Source organism: Streptomyces sp. NPDC001153 (assembly GCF_053598315.1).
On the sequence record NZ_JBSFJZ010000060.1, the window covers coordinates 1 to 15920 of the forward strand.

Annotated in this window: 14 protein-coding genes and 1 pseudogene; 5 read left to right on the forward strand and 10 right to left on the reverse strand. The window is 73.2% G+C overall.

The window, feature by feature from the left end:
• Positions 1-138, forward strand: a pseudogene (locus ACWDEN_RS42150) (2-oxoacid:ferredoxin oxidoreductase subunit beta); the annotation flags it as partial.
• Positions 139-442: 304 nt separating this feature from the next.
• Here the strand turns inward: ACWDEN_RS42150 and ACWDEN_RS42155 are convergent.
• Positions 443-589 carry a hypothetical protein gene (locus ACWDEN_RS42155; RefSeq protein ID WP_351610605.1) on the reverse strand — a complete coding sequence of 49 codons (147 nt, stop codon included), beginning with the start codon at positions 587-589 and terminating at the stop codon, positions 443-445.
• A gap of 205 nt (positions 590-794) precedes the next feature.
• On the reverse strand, positions 795-1832 hold the full coding sequence (locus ACWDEN_RS42160; protein ID WP_351610603.1) for an alpha/beta fold hydrolase: 1038 nt from the start codon (positions 1830-1832) through the stop codon (positions 795-797).
• Positions 1833-1941: 109 nt separating this feature from the next.
• Here ACWDEN_RS42160 and ACWDEN_RS42165 point away from each other — a divergent pair, with 109 nt between their 5' ends.
• Entirely contained in the window at positions 1942-2685 is a 744-nt protein-coding gene (locus tag ACWDEN_RS42165; protein WP_351610601.1) for a TetR/AcrR family transcriptional regulator C-terminal domain-containing protein, read from the forward strand.
• 183 nt (positions 2686-2868) lie between these two features.
• On the opposite strand, the gene ACWDEN_RS42170 is transcribed toward ACWDEN_RS42165, so the two are convergent.
• Positions 2869-3030: a hypothetical protein gene (locus ACWDEN_RS42170; RefSeq protein ID WP_351610598.1), complete on the reverse strand. Its 162-nt coding sequence runs from the start codon at positions 3028-3030 to the stop codon at positions 2869-2871.
• Positions 3031-3292: 262 nt separating this feature from the next.
• On the opposite strand from ACWDEN_RS42170, the gene gdhA reads away from it, so the two are divergent.
• From gdhA to ACWDEN_RS42185, 3 genes are all read left to right on the forward strand, one after another.
• A complete protein-coding gene (gdhA, locus tag ACWDEN_RS42175) occupies positions 3293-4648 on the forward strand; it encodes an NADP-specific glutamate dehydrogenase (RefSeq protein ID WP_351610597.1) in 1356 nt (451 codons plus the stop codon).
• A gap of 187 nt (positions 4649-4835) precedes the next feature.
• Positions 4836-5240: a hypothetical protein gene (locus ACWDEN_RS42180; protein WP_450863228.1), complete on the forward strand. Its 405-nt coding sequence runs from the start codon at positions 4836-4838 to the stop codon at positions 5238-5240.
• Positions 5241-5444: 204 nt separating this feature from the next.
• Positions 5445-5738, forward strand: a complete 294-nt coding sequence (locus ACWDEN_RS42185) for a hypothetical protein (RefSeq protein WP_351610592.1) — start codon at positions 5445-5447, stop codon at positions 5736-5738.
• 162 nt (positions 5739-5900) lie between these two features.
• Here the strand turns inward: ACWDEN_RS42185 and ACWDEN_RS42190 are convergent, their stop codons facing one another.
• The 7 genes from ACWDEN_RS42190 to ACWDEN_RS42220 all read right to left on the reverse strand — a co-directional run bounded on the left by ACWDEN_RS42190 (position 5901) and on the right by ACWDEN_RS42220 (position 15907).
• The gene (locus ACWDEN_RS42190; protein ID WP_351610590.1) at positions 5901-6044 is read right to left on the reverse strand and encodes a hypothetical protein; all 144 of its coding nucleotides are present in this window, start codon (positions 6042-6044) and stop codon (positions 5901-5903) included.
• Positions 6045-6190: 146 nt separating this feature from the next.
• Positions 6191-7426, reverse strand: a complete 1236-nt coding sequence (locus tag ACWDEN_RS42195) for an epoxide hydrolase family protein (protein WP_450863230.1) — start codon at positions 7424-7426, stop codon at positions 6191-6193.
• A gap of 11 nt (positions 7427-7437) precedes the next feature.
• Positions 7438-10398, reverse strand: coding sequence for a carbamoyl phosphate synthase preATP-grasp domain-containing protein (locus ACWDEN_RS42200; RefSeq protein ID WP_450863232.1), 2961 nt, complete (start codon positions 10396-10398; stop codon positions 7438-7440).
• Complete coding sequence (locus tag ACWDEN_RS42205; protein ID WP_450863234.1) at positions 10382-11362, reverse strand: threonine ammonia-lyase; 981 nt, start codon at positions 11360-11362, stop codon at positions 10382-10384. The genes ACWDEN_RS42200 and ACWDEN_RS42205 overlap by 17 nt, the downstream gene beginning before the upstream one ends.
• Positions 11349-12698, reverse strand: a complete 1350-nt coding sequence (locus tag ACWDEN_RS42210) for an MFS transporter (protein ID WP_450863236.1) — start codon at positions 12696-12698, stop codon at positions 11349-11351. The genes ACWDEN_RS42205 and ACWDEN_RS42210 overlap by 14 nt, the downstream gene beginning before the upstream one ends.
• 40 nt (positions 12699-12738) lie before the next feature.
• Positions 12739-13794 carry a MupA/Atu3671 family FMN-dependent luciferase-like monooxygenase gene (locus ACWDEN_RS42215; protein ID WP_450863238.1) on the reverse strand — a complete coding sequence of 352 codons (1056 nt, stop codon included), beginning with the start codon at positions 13792-13794 and terminating at the stop codon, positions 12739-12741.
• 46 nt (positions 13795-13840) lie between these two features.
• On the reverse strand, positions 13841-15907 hold the full coding sequence (locus tag ACWDEN_RS42220) for a hypothetical protein (protein WP_351610575.1): 2067 nt from the start codon (positions 15905-15907) through the stop codon (positions 13841-13843).
• Between the last annotated feature and the right edge of the window lie 13 nt (positions 15908-15920).

Consider the following 15920-nt stretch of genomic DNA (forward strand, 5'->3'; position numbering starts at 1 on the left):
GGCGTCTTCCGCTCGGTCGACCGCCCCGTCTACGACACCGCCATGGCCGACCAGCTCGACACCGCCATCGAGCAGAAGGGCAAGGGCGACCTCGCCGCACTCCTCGCCGGCGGCGACACCTGGACCGTCGTCGGCTGAGAAGAGGCACCCTGCACACCCTTGCCCTGGTCCTCGGCGACGTACGGCCCGAGCTCCGCCGGGAGCCTCCCAGCCGTGGACGGCGAACGCCTCCCGCACCGCCTGCTCCTGCCCGGTCCGCCCGCACGGGGCCAGGGCCGCGGAGTCCGAGCCGAAGGAGAGGCTGACGGTCATCCGGTCGGAGGCGTCGGTGTTGCAGGCGGCCGTACGAGACACAGCGCCGGAAGCCACTGACGGCACGCCGACGACGCCACGGCCCCGGACCGGGGCCGGCGTCGCATCCGCCGCGCGCCGGCGGACCGGCTCAGTCCGTCCGCCGTGCCAGTTCCATCACTTGGCGCAGCCCATCGGTGAGCCGCTCGGCGTCGGGTGCGGCATGGGGATCGAACAGCAGTTGCATCATGAGCCCGTTGAGCATGACCTGGTAGAAGGCGCCGAGGCTGTCCACCACGTGCCGGTCCAGGCTGTCCTCGGAGCGGCCGGTGAACGTCCGGATCAGCCCGGCCCGTAGGTTCGGATGATGCCCTCCAACGCCGCCCGGAAGCGTTCGAGAGAGCCCCCCCGGCGCCTCGTCCTCGGCCTCGGGCCCGCCCGCGGCTATGGCGTCACCGAGGTCACGGACGAGCCGGGACCATCCGGCCGTGCCGCCGGTCGGCTCACCGCCCTGCGGGTCGTCCTGTGGTTTCCCCGGTCACCACCGGCCGCACCTTGGCCAGCATCAGCTCCAGGAACTGGTCGGGGTGGCGGAAGGACGCGAAGTGGCTCGCATCCCGGATGAGGGCGAAGTCCTTGACCGGCGCGGTGACTTCCTCCCAGTAGCCGCGAGCCGGTTCCGGCGGGGTGAGGACGTCGCTGTCGCCCTGGAAGAGGAAGAACGGGATGCTGAAGGCGGTCCCGTCGGCGTACTCGTCGATCGTCGTCCCCTGCGGGCCGAGCTGCTCGGAGAAGGTCATCCCCTTCAGATAAGCCCGCAGGCCGCGCAGGGAGTGGAACGGGGAGAACCACAGGGAGCGGATGACGACCGTCTTCATGGTGTCGTAGGTCAGCGGGTCGGTCGTGACCACGGTCTTCGCGTACTCCGACCACTCCTGCGGCGACCAGGCCGAGCGGTCCGGGCCGATCGACACCATCCGCGCCAGCTCCTTGCGCTTCCCCGCCTTCTCCAGGCGGGCCAGCAGCGCCTCGTACGGCGAGGTGTTGCGGCCGCCCTCCATGATGTTCTGGTCGGTGCCGACGTACGCCGAGTACAGCTCGGGGTGGTCGCGGGCCAGACGCAGCCCGGTGACCGTGCCGAAGCTGTTGGCGACGAGGAGGAGCCGGTCGACGCCGAGCCGGGCGCGGATGTGGTGGGTGACCTCCAGCGCGTCCTGGTAGACGCGGTCGAGGGTCATCTCGCCCTGGCCCTCGGGGCCGCCCGCCGCAAAGGTCTTGCCGGCGCCCCGCATGTCCCAGCGGACGATCGTGAAGTGCCGCTCCCAGGCGCGGGTGCGCGGGGTGAAGACCAGGTTGGAGGCGCCGGGGCCGCCGTGGACCTCCAGGATCACCGGGTTCGACAGGTCCTCGCCGCGGATCGAGATCCACTGGTCGATGCCGCCGATGCGGACGTAGGAGGACTCGTCGATGCCGTTCGGGGTGGTGATCGCGAGCTTCCTGGCGAGGGCGCGGCGCTTCAGCGCCCGATAGGTCAGCAGCATGGTGTTCCCCCTAAACTGTTTATGTCGTCAGCAGATGTGTTTACGGTATATACAGTTGGTGGGTGGAGTCAACAGGCTTCGCCCGAGCGGACATCGAAGGGGAGGGCCCATGGCCGGCCGGAACGCCAAGAAGCAGCACGAACCGCGCGATGCGCGAGCGAGCCTCGCGCTGTTGTGGGGGGAGCAGGAGCCGCCCACCCGGGGCCCCAAGCCGAGTCTCAACCCGCAGCGGATCGCCGCCGCCGCCGTCGCGCTCGCGGACGCCGACGGGCTGGACGCCCTCTCCATGAACAAGGTCGCCTCCGGCTTCGGCCTCTCGGCCATGGCCCTGTACCGGTACGTCCCTGGCAGGACCGAACTCGTCGAGCTGATGGTGGAGTTGGCGCTGGCCGAGGCTCCGGACCTGTCCGGGGTGCCGGACGGCGACTGGAGGGCCGCCGCACGCGAGTGGACCCTGCAGTGCGCCGGCGTCTACGCGGCCCACCCATGGCTGCTCGCCGCCACCGGTATGCGCCGTCAGAAGATGGGCCCCCATCAGCTGCGCTGGCTCGACGCGGCACTCGCCGCCCTGGAACCCACCGGGCTCGGTGGCGCCCAGCGCCACCAGGTCTTCCTGCTGCTGATCGGACTCGTGCGCAACCTGGCCCAGCAGCAGGGCGACTACGACGAGGAACAGGATCGGGAGTGGAACCGGCTCACCGCCGAACTGCTCGCCCGGCACGCCGACCGCTACCCGGCGCTGACCAAGGCGGTCGCCGAGGGCGCCTTCGACCCCGACGGCACCGACCCGCTGGAATTCGGCCTCGCCCGGATCCTCGACGGAGTCGAAGCCCTGATCGCCGGCCGGCCATGACCTCTGGTCGGCACGGTCCGGTGCCCGGCCGTTCCTGTCGCCGTCGTCCGCGGCAGCGGATCACCGCACTCCCGGCAGGACCGCCGAGCCGTCCTGCCGGTCCTCACGACCCGGACCCCCGGCCGTACCCGCCTCACGGCCGGGGAACAACATCACCTGCTGAGCGGCCGGCGGCCACGGCTCCTACGACCAGCGCACCGGCAGCGCCCGCGGTCCGCCGATGTGCATGTCCTCCCGCCAGGCGATGTCCTCGGCAGGAACCGCCGGCTCCAGCCCCGGCAGACGGGTCACCAACCGCCAAGTGCCGCCCGAACCAAAAGGCGTGGCCGCCTCGGTCAACGGCACGACCAGCTCACCACCGGCCGTCCCCGCCTGCTCCCCGGCCTCTGGTGGGTGACGACGGTCCGGAGCGGCACGGCCCGGTCGTCTCCCGCTCCGGCGACGTCATAGCGGACGGCGGCAGGGTGAGGCCACAGGGCCACGGCAGCGCAGGTGAGTCCGGACCGTCCGCCGGGCCGTACCACAGGCCGGACGGAGGGTGACCGCCCCGCACCGGTGAGCCGCCCGCTTCCGCCCCGTCCGCTCGACCCGGCCGAAAGAGGTTGCCATGACAGAAGCATCCGCACGCGAAAGGCTCGACGCCGTCTACGCCGAGGTCGTCCGCCGCAACCCGGCGGAGCCGGAGTTCCACCAGGCCGCGCGGGAGGTCCTGGAGTCTCTGGCGCCGGTACTGGCGGCACGGCCGGAGCTGGCGGATGCGGCCCTGGTCGAGCGGATCTGCGAGCCGGAGCGGCAGCTGCTGTTCCGGGTGCCATGGGTGGACGACACGGGCCGCGTACGGGTGAACCGGGGTTTCCGGGTGGAGTTCAACAGCGCCCTCGGCCCCTACAAGGGCGGCCTGCGCTTCCACCCCTCGGTGAACCTCGGCATCGTGAAGTTCCTGGGCTTCGAGCAGATCTTCAAGAACGCGCTGACCGGTCTCGGCATCGGCGGCGGCAAGGGCGGCAGCGACTTCGACCCGCGCGGCCGCTCGGACGCCGAGGTGATGCGGTTCTGCCAGTCGTTCATGACGGAGCTGTACCGGCACATCGGCGACCGTACGGACGTACCGGCCGGCGACATCGGTGTGGGCGGCCGGGAGATCGGCTACCTGTTCGGCCAGTACCGGCGCATCACCAACCGCTGGGAGGCGGGCGTCCTCACGGGCAAGGGCGTGGGCTGGGGCGGCTCGGCCGGGCGGGTGGAGGCCACCGGATACGGCAACGTGCTGTTCGCGGCCGAGATGCTGCGCCGGCGCGGCGAGGACCTCCCGGGGCAGCAGGTGCTGGTCTCCGGCTCCGGCAATGTCGCCCTGTACACCGTGGAGAAGTTGCACGAGCTGGGCGCACGGGCGATCACGGTGTCCGACTCCGACGGTTATGTCGTGGACGACAAGGGCATCGACCTCGACCTCCTCAAGCAGGTCAAGGAGGTCGAGCGGGGCCGGGTGCGGGACTACGCCGAACGCCGGGGCGGTTCCGCGGTGTTCGTGCCGGGCGGCTCGGTGTGGGAGGTTCCGGCCGATGTGGCGCTGCCGTCGGCGACCCAGAACGAGCTGGACGCCGCCGATGCGCTGGCGCTGGTGCGCGGCGGGGTGAAGGCGGTGTCGGAGGGCGCGAACATGCCGGTGACCCCGGCGGCGGCCGGCGTGCTGCGGGACGCCGGGGTGGCGTTCGGGCCGGGCAAGGCGGCCAACGCCGGCGGTGTCGCGGTCAGCGCGCTGGAGATGCGGCAGAACAGCGGCCGCGAGTCCTGGTCCCGGCAGCGTGTGGAGAGCGAACTGGCCACGGTCATGCGGGAGATCCACGACCTGTGCTGGCAGACCGCCGAGCGCTACGGCGTGCCCGGCGACTATGTGGCGGGCGCGAACATCGCGGGCTTCGAGCGGGTGGCGGAGGCGATGCTGGCGCAGGGCGTGGTGTGAGGTCCGGCAGCCAGGCGCCGACCGGCCCGCGCGGTACGGGCCACGGCCCGGCTCGAGAGGTGACAGAACGTCGATCCAGGCCGCGTGGACGGGAGCACCCCGGCATCTCCACCGGCGCCACCATGGGCTCGGGCGCCCGGTCCAGCACCCTGCGCCCGGCCGGCCGTACCAGGGAGGGAACCCCACTATGACGCCCAGCCGTCGCTTACGACGGGACCGTGCCGCAGCCGTCACCGCCGCGGCCGCCGTCGCACTCACCGCCGTGCTCGCCACAGGCTGCGACGCCGCCCACCGCGCGCTGGACTGCGTGCGCACCGCCAACGCCATCGCCGACAGCGTCACCGACCTCCAGCAGGCGGCACGGGACGCGGCGCTGGAACCCTCGAAGGCCGGCACGTACTTCGACCCCATCGACAAGAACCTGAAGGCCATCGGCCACCAGACCGACAACGTCGACGTGAACAAGGCGGTCGACGATCTCGGCCGGGCCGTGGACAACGTCCGCGTGTCCATCGAGAAGGGCAACAAGAGCCCTGACCTCAGCCCGGTCAAGGACTCGGCCGGAGAACTGACGAAGGCCTGCACGAAGTAGTCGTGGGCCGTGCGGGCGGCCCGCGCCGCAACGCGCTGCTGCCGCAGGCGGATGCCCTCGTCCCTTCGGGACAGGCAGCGACCGAAGCGACTGAGGATCCGGGTACGCTACTCGTGCAACCCCTCCGACCTGCACGAAGCATCGTGAGAGGAACGTCTGCACGGCGGCAGGCGCAGTCCCGAGGGTGGTGGGAGGATCGGTGCCATGAGCACCGAGATGCGCTGGGCGTACCGGGTGGACGAGCCGCACGGCTCGGCCGGCTGGCGACCCTACGGTGACTACCCCGACCGGTGGCGGGGGACCATCACCACCGACGACCCGGCCGAGAACGACGAGTACGTTGCCGCACTCGTCGTCACTGACCTGGTGACCGAGTGGACGGCGAACGGCACCGGCCAGCAGCACGTGCGCGTGACCGTCTGGGAGGGTGAGGAAGGCGCCGGTCCCGAGGACGCGGCCTTCACGGTGGAGATCCGGCCCCATGTCGACGGGGAGTAGCCACTCAGGGTCGGATCCGTCCACGGAGGGGATACCGGGGTGTACTCACCTGCGCCGCCGCTGCGCACCCTTTGGTGATCACGTTCGTTGCGGCGTGCCCCTCGCAGAATCCCCTGCGTGATCCAGGAGAAGCTCGACTCGTTCCCGGGGCTGGACTCGGCACTACAGCAGGCCGATGTTGGTGAGTGGGACGTTCCAGTCGCTGCTCTCGGCATGTCCACGACCGTCCTGCGCCGCGGCCGATACCGCGAACGGCATCAGCCCGGCAACGACAACGGCCAGGACGGTGACGACACGACGCATCATGAGTCCTCCTCGACGACGGCAGTACCGACCACCCTGCTCCGAGCCGCCGGCCCACACCCGCCCGGCCACGCCGCCCGGCCCGTGGATTCAGCCGCTCGGTGGTGGCATCGGTGGAGGCGGCCCCGGCAGCGAGCCCGCAGGGTCGTTCAGGGCCTGCGGCCGTGGAAGGTGCGGCGCAGGTCGCTCACCCAGGCGTCGGGGTTCTCCCAGGGGATGAAGTGGCCGCCGTGATCGTGGGCGTTGACGTTGACGTGGTTGAACCAATCGGCCTGCGGGCCGGACTTGAACGCCCGGACGCGCTCGTCGGCGGTGTGGACGCCGGGCGGGTTCTCGTACGTGACGAAGGTGAGGCCGACCGGAGCCTGAACGACCGGGGTGCGGTCATGGGCGGGGGCCCAGGGGTAGCGGTTGGCGTTGGCGTAGTAACGCATCGACGTGGCGATGGAGTTGTTCACCCAGTAGATCGTGGCGTGGGTGAGCAGGTCGTCCTTGGTGAAGACGGATTCGAGGTCGCCGCCGTTGTCGCTCCAGGCGTTCCAGCGCTCCAGCAGCCAGGCGAGCAGTCCGGCGGGTGAGTCGCTCAGCCCGTGGGCCAGGGTGGCACCGTCGAGCATGTGCACGGCGAGGTGGGAGGCCGAGCGGCGGTCCAGCTCGATGATGCGGGCGCGGACGTCGGCGGGCTGGTCGTCGGTGAGGGGCCGATTCCGGGCGAAGTCCCAGGCGCGGGGGCCGGTGAAGAAGTCGAGCGGCAACCCGGAGCCGATGTGGATGCCGTACAGCGCGTCGGCGTACTTGTGGCCGAGCTGGCTGGAGACGATCCCGCCGATGTCGCAGCCCCCGGCGGCGTACTTCTCGTATCCCAGGGTCTCGGTCATCAGGGTGTGCCAGAGGTCGGAGACCTTCCAGAAGTTGACGTCCGGAAAGCCGGTGAGCGGACCGGGGAAACCGAAACCGGGCAGGGACGGCACGATGACGTCGAACGCGTCGGCGGGGTCACCGCCGAACGCGGCCGGGTCGGCGAGCGGGTCGATCACCTTCGACCAGTGCCAGAACGTCCACGGCCAGCCGTGGGTGAGGATCAACGGGATCGGGCGGGGGCCGCGGCCGGGCTTGCGCATGAAGTGCACCGGGACACCGGCGACGCTCGCCTCGTAGTGCTCGTAGGCGTTGATGGCGGTCTCGGCCTTGCGCCAGTCGTAGCCGTCCCGCCAGTAGGCGACCAGCTCACGGAGACAGCTGTCCGGGACGCCGTAGGACCAGTCCCCGTTCCCCTCGTCCAGCGGCGGACGGGTCAGTGCGAGACGGGCGCGCAGGTCATCGAGGACCTCGTCGGACACATGGATCGAGGTGGGCTCCAGGGGGAAGGCGTGCGGGGCGGTCATGCCGTGGTTCCTTACTGGACAGGGGGAAGCGGTGCCGTCGGCCTGTCGGGTGGGCGGGCGGCGATCCGGGCCGTTTCATGGTAGGTGTGCAGAACCGACGACGGCCCGTCCCGTTCGTACAGCGGGGCCACCCCGACCCGCTCGTCCAGGACGGCGCCGATGGCCTGCACGCCCGCACTCAGGGCAGCGACGCCCGCGAAGCAGGGCACGCCCTGGCGTGCCGCGGCGATGCGTACGGCGGTGGCCTCCTCCCGGTCGCCCGCCGGGCCGGGGGCGCTGAGCACCAGATCGAGCTGGCCCGCGCGCAGCAGCCGTACGACGGTGGGTTCCGGATGCGCGACCGGAGGCAGGACCGTGGCGGGCACGCCCGCGCGGCGCAGTGCGCGGAAGGTGTCGCCGTCGGCCAACAGTTCGAAGCCGTAGGAGGTGAGCCTGCGGGCGGGCAGGATCAGGGACCTCAGGTCCTGGCCGGCGACGGAGAGGTAGGCCCGGCCCTTGGTGGGCAGTGAACCGTACCGGCCGATGAGGTACTTGGCGTAGGCGGCCCCGAACTCGGGCCCCGCCGCCGTCAGGACGCCTCCGTTCCCGTCGCCGGGGGCCCGCACGAACACCCGCGTGCCGGCGCCCGCGGCCGCCCGCGGCCCCTCCGCCTGCAGCAGCCCCTCGGCCCGCAGTTCCGCCAGGCCGGCACCCGTCGCGATGCGGGCGGCGGCCGCCGCCAGGGGCACCCGGGTGGCCACCGTGGTGAACGGTGCGGTGTGCGCGGTGCCGGGGACGACGTCCCTGACGTACAACGCGTCACCGGCCGACGCGAAGCGGACACTCAGCGCACCGCGCAGCCCCAGCGCCCGGGCGGCCCGTTCGGTCGCCTCGGCCAGCCGGGCGACGCCGCCGGAACCGAGGGAGACCGGGGGCAGCGCGCACACGGGGGCGTCGTCGTGGTCGTCGTCGAGGTACTCGAACACGCCGGCCAGGACGAGTTCCCAGCCGTCGTACAGCGCGTCCACGCCCAGTTCGACGCAGGCCCGCAGGGCGCGCTCGACGAGGACCGGCCGGCCCTGGGGGTACCCGCGCAGGAGGTGCGCGAGGGCGGTCGGGTCGACGGCGGTGCGCCGCGTCGCGCGGCCGGACTCGTGCGGGCCGGTGACGATGACGGGGTAGCCGAGTTCGCCGGCGACGGCCAGGGCCTCGGTCAGGGACGCGGCGGCACGCAGGGCCACGGTGCGCAGCCCGGCGCCGGCCAGCGCCCGGCCGAGCGCCTCCGGGTCGGTGACCAGGCCGGCCACAGAGGCGGACAGGTCGCTCAACGGGGCGCCGCTGTCCTGCAGTTCGCGAGCCAGAGCCACCGCGGCGGCGCCGCCGAACTGGCCGAGCACCGCGGCGACGGGACCCGCCCGGCGTTCGGCCGCCACGGCCTCCAGGACGGCCTCGGCTGTGGGCGGCTCCAGATAGCCGCGGTCGAAGGCGTTCCGGGCGGCGGACAGCGTCCGGGGGTCGGAGGCGATGAGCACGGGCGCCCAGCCGGCCGCGCGCAGGGCGAGGGCGGCCTGGCGGCAGGAGTGGCTCGCTCCCTCGCCGGTCCAGGCCCCCGGGCCCAGCACCAGCACCGCATCGCGGCCGTCACCGGTGACCCGGGACCGCCCGCCGGGATACACCGAGCTCCGGGTGGCGTGCGCCGCCGGATGACCGGGGCGCAGGCCGATCGTGTGGCGTACCCCGCGCACCACCTGCTCCGGCAGGCCGCTCAGGGCGGCGATCCGGCGGTCCCCGAAGCCCTGCCGCTTGGCCCGGAGCAGGACGTCCCGGGTGAGCGGGCGGGCGCGGCCGAGGTCAGCGGCGGTGCGGTGCAGGGCGGACAGTTCGCTCAGGAACCAGGGGTGGATGCCGGTGGCCCGGGCGACGTCGGCGGGTTCGGCGCCGGAGCCGAGGGCCCGCACGAGCGTGGCGATCCGGTCGGGGGCCGGGACGCGCAGCCCGGCCAGGAGGGCGGCCGGGTCGCCGGCCGGTTCGCACCACGGTGGTTCGCCGCCGGCCGGAACCGCCAGCTCCAACGCCTTGTTGAAGGCGTCGCGGAAGCCGGCGCCCCGGGCGGTGACGGCCCCGGGGCTCCCGCCGAGGCGCGGCACGCTCACCGTGACGAGGCCCGGGCCCCCGTCGGGCGGCAGCCCGAGCTCGTCCACGGTCTCGCCGACGGCGAGGCGTGCGACCAGGCCGCCGAGCGACTGCCCGTCGGCCGTGACCGCTCCCTGCACGGTCCAGGGTTCGCCGGGCCGCGGCTCGACCAGGGCCGAGCGCCGCCCGTCGGGGCTGAGCGCGATCCGCACGCTCAGCGCCCCGGCGGCGGCCGGCAGGGCCCCAGCCACGGCGCGGGCGAGGTCCGTCAGGCGGCGGAGCTGCCCGGCTGCCGGTGTCTGCGGCGGGGTGACCGAGAACAGGGCGTCCGCGCCCACCGCGTCGACGCGTTCGGCGGCGCACAGGGCGCGGGTTCCGCCCTCCCGGTCGCGCAGCACCTGGACGTCGAACTCCCGCCACCCTCGCCTGGCGTTCTCCCGGCCCGCGTCGGTCTCGGCGCCGCACGCGCGCGCCGCCGCGCGCGCGGCGCGCAGCCCCTCGGCGCCGCACGCGGTGACCTGGTCCGCGCCGATGAACTCGACGTCGTGGTTCTCGCGCACCCCCGCCGAGCACAGGGCCCCCACCACATCGCGCGCGGCGGCCCCGCCCAGGTCGGCGAGGACCGCGTCCGGCCGTTCGCGGGCGATGACCTGCTCCACGAACCAAGGGGTGAGAGGTTCGGCGTACGTGGTGTGGGCGGCGTCGGCGGCGGCGGCGAGCACTGCCGGGTCGGAGCCCAGCAGGACGGTGCGCACCCCCTGCTGCGCCAGGGTCCGGCAGGCCTCGGCGGCACCGGCTGCGAGGTCCGCCCCGCCGCCCGCGAGGACGAGGACGGACGTGAGGTCAGAGCGCCGGGGCATAGGAGCGGTCCACGTGCGGGGCGATGATCCGGTGAAAGCGTTCCTCGTCCACGTTCCCTCCCGACAGCACGACGCCGACGCGCTGGCCGGCGGGGTCCGGGCGCCGGGCGAGGACCGCGGCCAGCGCGCAGGCCCCGCTGGGTTCCACGACGAGGCGGCCGTGCCGCCACAGCTCGGCCATGCCCGCGGCGATCTCGTCGTCGTCGACGGTGACGACGTCGTCCAGCAGACGGCGGTTGACGTCGAAGGTGAACCGGCCGGGGGTCTGGTGGCGCAGTCCGTCGGCCAGTGTGTCCGGGGTGGGCACGGACACCCGGTGCCCGGCACGCAGCGACCGCGCGGTGTCGTCGCCGCCGCGCGGCTCGACGCCGATGACCTCGATGGCCGGGCACAGCGTCTTGACCACGGTGGCGCAGCCCGCCGCCAGCCCACCGCCGCCGACCGGGACGACGAGCCGGTCCAGGGGGCCGGTCGCGTCGAGCAGTTCGAGGGCGAGCGTGCCGTGACCGGCGGCCACCGCCGGGTCGTCGGAGGAGGGCAGGATCTGCATGCCCTCCTCGGCGGCGATGGCGGCGGTGAGCGCGTCACGGTCGTCGCGCACCGGGTCGTAGCGGACGACCCGGGCACCTTCCCGGCGTACCGCCTCGATCTTCACGGCCGGCGCGTCGGCGGGCAGGACGAGGACGGCGGGTACGCCGAGGGTGCGGGCGAGCGTCGCGACGGCCCGGCCGTGGTTGCCGGAGGATGCCGCGACAACGCCCTTGCGTATCGCCTCGGGTGGCAGGGTCAGCAGCTTGTTCAGCGCGCCGCGGATCTTGAACGCGCCGGTGACCTGGTGCAGTTCGGCCTTCAGGAAGATCCGCGTGCCGAGCTCCGCGTCGAGTTCGGGCAGGGTGAGCACAGGGGTGCGCACCACACGCCCGCGGATCCGCTCGGCTGCTTGGTACACCTCATTGATCTGCATGGTCGTGTCCCTGAGAAGTGAGAGGGCCGGGCGAACCGCTGTCCGCCACGGCGGCGCGGACGGGGGTCTCCCACACCGGTTCGGGTCCGCGCAGCAGCAGGCGGGGCAGGGCGCCGGCGGCGGCGACCACGGCGGCGACGGCCCACCACGCCCAGGTGTGGTGCAGCAGGGCGGTGCCGAGCAGTACCGGGCCCACCAGGTCCTGACCCACCCGGCCGAGGTTGTAGAAGGTCAGGTAGCGGCCGCGGGCCTGCGGCGGGGACAGGGAGAAGGACAGCGGGGTGCTGGCGATGTGCAGGCACTCGCCCGCCGAGTGGGCCAGAATCGCCAGGAGGAGCAGCGTGGTGGCCCCGAGGGCGCTCGTGACGGCCCCGGAGGCCGCATACACCAGACAGGCCACGCCGATCGCCACACCGCTGAGCGCGGACGCGCCGACGGCCGCCCGGTAGCTGGCGAAGCGGCGGTTCACCGGCACCTGGGCCAGCATGGCGAGGGCTCCGTTGAGCGCGAGGAGGGCGGTCAGCGTCCAGCGGGGCGCGTGGGTGTGCGAGGTGATCCACAGCGGCAGCACCAGCGTGAGGATGGTGTTGTGGGTCAGCAGGGCCGCGTTGACGGCCGTGATCAGCAGATAGGCGGGGCTGCGCAGGGGGGAGCGGACACCGGCCGTGCCGGGCCGCCCGGTGCCGTTCCGGGCGGTTCCGGTGGCCTGTTCGGCGCTCGCCCGCATCCGCACGAGCAGGGCCGCGGCGGCGATGAAGGAGGCGGCGTTGGCCAGGACGCACGCCTCGTACAACGACGGCGAGTCGAGCATGACCGGTACGGTCGCGGTGATCGAGCCCACCACGATGGCGGCGTTGCGCACGGAGAACACCGTGCCGAGGATGGTCGCCCGGTCGCGTTCACCGAACAGGGCGCCCATCAGGCTCTGGTTGATGGCGGGGCTGGCCCGGTCGGCCGTGGAGACCAGGCAGGTGAGCAGGACGAACGCCCAGTACGGCCTGGCCAGCAGATACAGGCTGTAGCCGGCGGCGCGGACGAGGAAGAGCATCATCAGGGCCCGATGGGCGCCCAGCCGGTCGGCCAGGCGCCCGATCTGCGGACTGATGAGCAGGGCACAGACGCTGCCCGCCGAGATGCCAAGGCCGACGGAGGCGACGGAGAAGTGCCGTACCAGGGTGAAGAACAGGATGGACGTCGCGCTGTACAGGCCCGTCCCGAAGGAGTCGACACCGGCGGTCAGCAGCAGCAGCCGGGTCTCCCGCCTGCCCAGCATGAGGGTGTCGGCCATCGTGCGCAGCCGGGAGGCCGCGCGGCCGGTGGGCGCTCGGTTCGGCACGGTGTGCTCTCCTTCGCGGCGGTGGACGGGGCGGCGGTGGTCAGCGGTGCCGGTCCGCGAGGGCGCACAGCGGGGTGATGCCGGCCAGGATGCTCTCGGCCGGCAGGCCGAAGTCGACGAGACAGGCCACCTCGTCGACGCCGGTGGCGGCGAGCCGTTCGACCATGGCGGCGCAGCTGTCGGGGGAGCCGATCAGGGAGCCCTGGTGCAGATAGCGCTCGTAGGTGACGTCGAGGAGTTCCTCGATCAGGTCCTCCGGGATGTCCTCGTCCGGCAGCGAGAGGCCGCCGCTGATGGTGCCGCCGCCGCCCGCGGCCTGCCGTTCCAGGCCGACGGCGGAGCGCAGGTACTCGCGGAAGGGGGCGCGGGAGCGGGCGACGGCCGTCTCGGTGTCGGTGTCGAGGTGGGTGTGGAGCATCAGCGAGACGATGCCGTCCTCGGCACGGTGACCGTGCTCGGCGCGGGCCTTGCGGTACACGTCGATCTTTTCCCGGAGCTGGTCCAGGTCCTGGCCGATGAGGTGGGTGAGGACGTTGACGCCGAGCGCGCCCGCGTCCTCGAAGGTCTGGACGTTGCCCGACGAGGTCAGCCATACCGGCAGGTCCCGCTGCACGGGTACCGGGTGCAGCCGTACCGTGGTGGGCCGCTGTGCGCCGTTGGGCAGTTCGACCGTGGCTCCGCGCCACAACGTCCGTACGGTCCGCAGCTGTTCGAGCATGACGTCGCGCCGGTTGGCGTAGGACGCCGGGCTCAGCACGAAGTCGTTGGTGTTCCAGCCCGCGCCGAAGGAGATGGCGGCGCGCCCGCCGGACAGGTTGTCGACCACGGACCAGTCCTCGGCCACCCGGACGGTGTGGTGCAGGGGCGAGATGAGGCTCCCGGCCCGCAGCTGCACCCTGTTCGTCACCATGGCGAGCGCCGCGCTGGTGAGCGCCGGATTGGGGAAGACACCGCCGAACGTGTCGAAGTGCCGTTCCGGGGTCCACACGGCGTCGAGTCCGCCGTCGTCGGCGAGCCGGGCGGCGTCCACCATCGTGCGGTACGTCTCGTGGGCGTCGCCGGTGGCGGAGGCGAAGAACATGATGCCGAAACGCATGGTGACTCCCGTTCCCGAGCGCGGAGACCGCTGGGCCGTTGCCATGTCAGGAGGCCTCCCGCACGGGGGACGTGTGGGCGGTGAACGCGAAGACGTGTCCGTGGGCCGGCAGGCTTCGCGGCAGCGCCCCGCGCTCCAGGGCCGTCGCCCCCGCGGCGATCTGCTCGTCCCCGGACGCCTCGGGCAGGGGCCAGGCGATGCTCAGCACGTTCCGGCCCCGGCGCAGCAGTGCGGCGGGCACGGTGAGCGAGCTCTTCGTCCAGGTGTCGCCGAGCCGCTCCTCGGCGCACGGCTTGCCGTTCACGGCGAGGGTGACGGCGGCCTCGCCCGTACGGGGCCGCGGCAGCCGCCAGGTGAGCGTGAGCACGGTGTCCGCGGGATCGTCGACGACGAGGTGGAACTCGCTGGTCAGGTCACGGGCCAGCAGGTACGCCGCCCCGCTGCCGATGGCCGCTCCCATGCGTTCGCCGAAGGTGGCCGCCTGTGCGTGGTCGGCCAGGAGGTCCACGGTGCCGCCGGCGTGCTCGGCGATGAGCAGCTCCTCGTACCGGTCCCGCACGTCCACGCCCGCCGCGGCCAGGACCTCCACCATGGTCTCGCGCAGCGTGTGGTCGGCGAGCTTGCCGGTCAGGCGGGTGTCGCCGGCCACGAGATAGCGGGCGAACTGCGGCAGGACGGCGGACCGTTCGTAGCTGGCGCACATCCAGTGCGGCGCGGTGCGGGTCTGGTAGTCGAGGTAGTCCTCGATGCGCGGCGCGATTCCGGCGTCGAGCTCCAGCGCCCGCTCCAGGTGGTGGCGCAGCAGCTCGGCGGGCTGGCCGTAGTGGGCGTTGTGCACGGCGGCCAGTAGATGGGCGGCCGCGGCCTGGGCGGGGGTCGGTTCGCTCGTCGCGCGGACCAGGTCGGCCTGCGCGGGTGCCGTGCCGCCCAGCGCGGGGGCGGTGGCCGCGGCGGTGGCGGCGGCGGCCAGGGCGAGCCCCTCGAAGGAGAGGTGGCAGTAGTCGAGGAGGAAGCGCCGGCCGGGCAGGGCGCCGTCGGCCGCCCCGCGGAAGAGCCGGGACAGGTCGACGAGGTGGAAGCCGTGTTCCCGCGCCTTGCGGCGCATCTCGGCCTGGACGACGGCGAGGACGCGGGGCGAGTGGAGGGTGAACAGGCCGACGGCAGCGTCCTTGGCGGTCACGAGGGCCTGTTCGCGGGTCGCCTCGTCACCGCACGTGGCGGCGGCGCGGGCGAGCAGACGCCCGCTGACCGGGCTGGTGCCGCCGTCGAGCCGGGTCAGCTCGCGGGCCAGGCGCAGCGCCTCCTCGTAGCGGCGTGCCTCCAGCGCGTCGAGCGTACGGTCCCGCAGCCGCAGCCAGCGTGCCCCGGCGTCGCCGGGCAGGGCGGGACACACCAGGGAACGCTCGTCCTCCCAGTCGGCGAGGTTGAACTCGGGGACGACCAGGGTCACCGGTGCGCCGCAGTCGGCGGCGGTCGCCGCCAGGAGGTCGAGGAAGCGGCCCGAACGCTCCACGACGTAGTCCTGGAAGAGCCGCCCGGCGGCCGGGTAGCCGCCCTCGCGCAGGGCCTCGGCCAGCTGCTGCGTCTGATGCGGCGTCAGGTCGATGTTGTTCCAGTTGTTGCCCGCGAACACGACCAGGGCGTCGGGCCGCAGGCCGGCCGAGTCCAGGAGCACCTGCTCCAGGTCGCCGAAGTCGGCGTTGGTGCGGGCCAGGTCCAGGACGTCGACGTCGGCGAGCCCCGGGACCGAGGTGAGCATCTCGCCCAGGACGCCGGCGAAGCTGAAGGCCGGGTCGTAGAAGTAGCCGCGCGCGGCGGACTCGCCGAGGACCACGGTCCGGCGGTGGCCGGGCGTGAGCGGCAGCCGGTCCAGATCCGCCCAGTACCGCCAGTGGTCACGCCGGCCGGGATCGCGGACGTACTCCTGCCCCGCACGGCGCCACACCCCGACCGTGTCCGGGTCCGCGGAGGGCACCGGCACGGGTGCGGGCCGGTCGGTGGGGCCGGCTGTGCCGAGTTTCTGCAGCAGCGCCAGGGCCAGGGTGCCGTTCTCACCCGACAGCAGCTCGCTGAGGCGCCGGGTGTAGACGCGGTTCAGGTCATGAGTGCTCATGGGACTGCCTTCG

Excerpts from the sequence above, each read along its gene's own strand:
- ACWDEN_RS42185 (WP_351610592.1), top strand. The coding sequence starts at position 5,445 with ATGAGCACCGAGATGCGCTGGGCGTACCGGGTGGACGAGCCGCACGGC.
- ACWDEN_RS42160 (WP_351610603.1), bottom strand. The coding sequence starts at position 1,832 with ATGCTGCTGACCTATCGGGCGCTGAAGCGCCGCGCCCTCGCCAGGAAG.
- ACWDEN_RS42220 (WP_351610575.1), bottom strand. The coding sequence starts at position 15,907 with ATGAGCACTCATGACCTGAACCGCGTCTACACCCGGCGCCTCAGCGAG.
- ACWDEN_RS42165 (WP_351610601.1), top strand. The coding sequence starts at position 1,942 with ATGGCCGGCCGGAACGCCAAGAAGCAGCACGAACCGCGCGATGCGCGA.
- gdhA (WP_351610597.1), top strand. The coding sequence starts at position 3,293 with ATGACAGAAGCATCCGCACGCGAAAGGCTCGACGCCGTCTACGCCGAG.
- ACWDEN_RS42190 (WP_351610590.1), bottom strand. The coding sequence starts at position 6,044 with ATGATGCGTCGTGTCGTCACCGTCCTGGCCGTTGTCGTTGCCGGGCTG.
- ACWDEN_RS42195 (WP_450863230.1), bottom strand. The coding sequence starts at position 7,426 with ATGACCGCCCCGCACGCCTTCCCCCTGGAGCCCACCTCGATCCATGTG.
- ACWDEN_RS42180 (WP_450863228.1), top strand. The coding sequence starts at position 4,836 with ATGACGCCCAGCCGTCGCTTACGACGGGACCGTGCCGCAGCCGTCACC.
- ACWDEN_RS42205 (WP_450863234.1), bottom strand. The coding sequence starts at position 11,362 with ATGCAGATCAATGAGGTGTACCAAGCAGCCGAGCGGATCCGCGGGCGT.
- ACWDEN_RS42215 (WP_450863238.1), bottom strand. The coding sequence starts at position 13,794 with ATGCGTTTCGGCATCATGTTCTTCGCCTCCGCCACCGGCGACGCCCAC.
- ACWDEN_RS42200 (WP_450863232.1), bottom strand. The coding sequence starts at position 10,398 with ATGCCCCGGCGCTCTGACCTCACGTCCGTCCTCGTCCTCGCGGGCGGC.